Origin of the sequence: Streptomyces fuscigenes (assembly GCF_021556455.1) — a bacterium.
Classification (GTDB): Bacteria; Actinomycetota; Actinomycetes; order Streptomycetales; family Streptomycetaceae; genus Streptomyces; species Streptomyces fuscigenes.
The window spans coordinates 1-2,395 of the sequence record NZ_JAKGCV010000636.1; the positions used below are offsets into that span (position 1 = coordinate 1).

The following is a 2,395-nucleotide window of genomic DNA, read 5'->3' on the forward strand; positions in this document are numbered from 1 at the left end:
CCGTACGGTCCGGCCGGATCGCCGCGGCACGGGACCGCGGGGGCCGGCGGGTCCCGCCGGCCGGTCACGGTACGTGCGGCACACCCGCCGTCCCGGCGGCGCACGGCGTCGCGGCGACGGCACGACCAGGACCACCGCGGACGGGCTCGACGGAGAGCGCCGGACGACCAGAGGGAGCGCGCAGCGCGCGATCCGCGCACGGCGACCACGGGGAGAGACCATGACCGATCCGCTGAGCCACGACACCGGCGGCCGGAACGGCGCGCGCCGCGCCGCCACCGCGGTCGGGCACGAGCAGGCAGCGCCGGTCGGTGCGCTGCCGCCCCTGCCCGACCTCACCGAGATCGACCTGGAGACCCTGCGCACCCTCGACCACCCCGTCCTCGCGGACATGGTCAGCGAACTGCGCGAGCGGGCCGCACGCCCCCGCGAGATGCTCTGGGGCTTCACCAACAGTTCCGACGGCACGTGACGCGACGGAACGCGCCCGGGCCCGCGCCGGCGCCACCGTCCGCGCCGCTGTCCGTGCCGGCGGGGCCCCGCGGGCGGGGCCGGACAGCCCCATGACCGGCGGGGCATGTGCCCCGCGCACCTGCCCCGCCGGCCCACCCGCACGGATCCGGACCCGCGTCGCCCGGAAACCGGACAACGTCGTCCGGAAACGGTTCGCACCCGTCCGCCGCACACATATCCCGTCTCGGGGTCCCGTTCACGCATCCGGGACCGGATTCCCGTACCGCAGCGACGGGACCCGCAGACCCGTGAGCCGCACAGCATGGGGGTTCGCCATTGGCTCGCAGAGGAGCATCCGGGGGCGCGGCCGCGCACGTCCCGTTCGCCCAGTTCGTCGTCAAGGCGCACGGGCGCTGCAACCTCGCGTGCCGCTACTGCTACCTGTACGCGGGCCCGGACCGCACCTGGCGCACCCGGCCCGCCGCCGCGAGCGACGCCGTCCTCGACCGCACGGCGTCCCGGATCGCGGAGCACGCGCGCACGCACCGCCTGCCCGCGCTCTCCCTCGTGCTGCACGGCGGGGAGCCGCTGCTCGCCGGGGCGGACCGGCTCGGGGCCTTCACCGACCGGGTGCGGGAGCGGGTACCGGCCGGCTGCGCCGTCCACGCGAGCGTGCAGACCAACGCCACACTCCTGGACGCCCCCCGCATCGACACCCTTGCCCGCCACGGCATCCGGGTGGGCATCAGCCTCGACGGCGGCCTGCCCGGGCACAACACCGCCCGGGTCGACCGGGCCGGCCGCCCTTCATGGGCCGCCGCCGCGCGCGGCGCCCGGCTGCTCGCCGACCGCGCGCCACAGGCGTACGCGGGCGTCCTGACGGTGGTGGATCCGCGCACCGACCCCGTCGCCGTGTACGAGTCGCTCCTCGCCCTCCCGGCCCCCTCACTCGACCTGCTGCTGCCGCACGGCAACTGGAGTGCCCCGCCCCCGGGGATCCGCGCGGGCGACGACCCGGGGCGCGCACCGGGGACCCCACGCCCCACCCCGTACGGCGACTGGCTCTGCGCGGTCTTCGACCGCTGGTGGGACGCGGGGCGCCGGGAGATGCGCGTGCGCCTCTTCCAGGAGTGCGTCGCCCTGCTGCTCGGGCTGCCCGGCGCCACCGAGTCCCTGGGGCTCGACCCGGTGAACGCGGTCGTGGTCGAGACCGACGGCTCGATCGAACAGGTCGACTCGATCAAGTCCGCCTACGACGGCGCCGCGGCCACCGGCCTCGACGTCTTCCACCACCCCTTCGACGACGCCCTGAACCACCCCGCGGTCCGCGCCCGGCAGGCCGGCGCCGCCGCCCTCGCGAGCACCTGCCGCGCCTGTCCGCTGCTCGCCGTCTGCGGGGGCGGCCACTACGCCCACCGCTACCGCGCGGGCGGCGGTTTCCGCCATCCGTCCGTCTACTGCGCCGACCTCGACCGGCTGATCAGGCACGTCGCCGCGCGGCTCGCGGCCGTCGCCGTCGGGAGCGGCAAGTGAGGTACGTGTGAACGCCACCCCCACAGCGTCCGGCCGAGCCCTCGGGCCGGACGGTTTCACCGTCCCCGAAAACCTGCTGCGAGAACTGGGCCGCACCAGGGGCGGGGACGACGCCCTCGCCCTGCTCGTCCGCGACCAGCACGCGCGCCGGCTCGTCCAGCTCAGGGCCATACTCGAAGCCGCCCTCGCGCTGCCGCCTGCCCTGCTGCCGCCCGGTGCGCCCGACCGGATCCGCGCCGACTGGGCCCTGCTGGAGCGGGCCGACCGCGCCGACCGGACGGCCGTACGGACCGTGCTGCTGCACCCGCCGGCCGGCCCCTGGGCGCAGCGCTGCCTCTACGGTCTCGCCCGCCGCCCCGGTCCCGTCTCTCCGGCCGCCGCGCGAGTGGCGCCACCGGCCGCCCCGGAC

2 protein-coding genes and 1 pseudogene are annotated in these 2,395 nt (G+C 77.1%); all 3 read left to right on the top strand.

The features are described from left to right. Nucleotides 1-220 precede the first annotated feature (220 nt). Entirely contained in the window at nucleotides 221-472 is a 252-nt protein-coding gene (gene fxsA, locus L1885_RS27205) for an FxSxx-COOH cyclophane-containing RiPP peptide (RefSeq protein ID WP_235799812.1), read from the top strand. A 317-nt stretch (nucleotides 473-789) separates the two neighbouring features. Further along, nucleotides 790-1,986: an FxsB family cyclophane-forming radical SAM/SPASM peptide maturase gene (locus tag L1885_RS27210; RefSeq protein WP_235799813.1), complete on the top strand. Its 1,197-nt coding sequence runs from the start codon at nucleotides 790-792 to the stop codon at nucleotides 1,984-1,986. A gap of 7 nt (nucleotides 1,987-1,993) precedes the next feature. Beyond that, a pseudogene (locus tag L1885_RS27215) lies at nucleotides 1,994-2,395 on the top strand (hypothetical protein); the annotation flags it as partial.

Excerpts from the sequence above, each read along its gene's own strand:
- fxsA (WP_235799812.1), top strand. The coding sequence starts at position 221 with ATGACCGATCCGCTGAGCCACGACACCGGCGGCCGGAACGGCGCGCGC.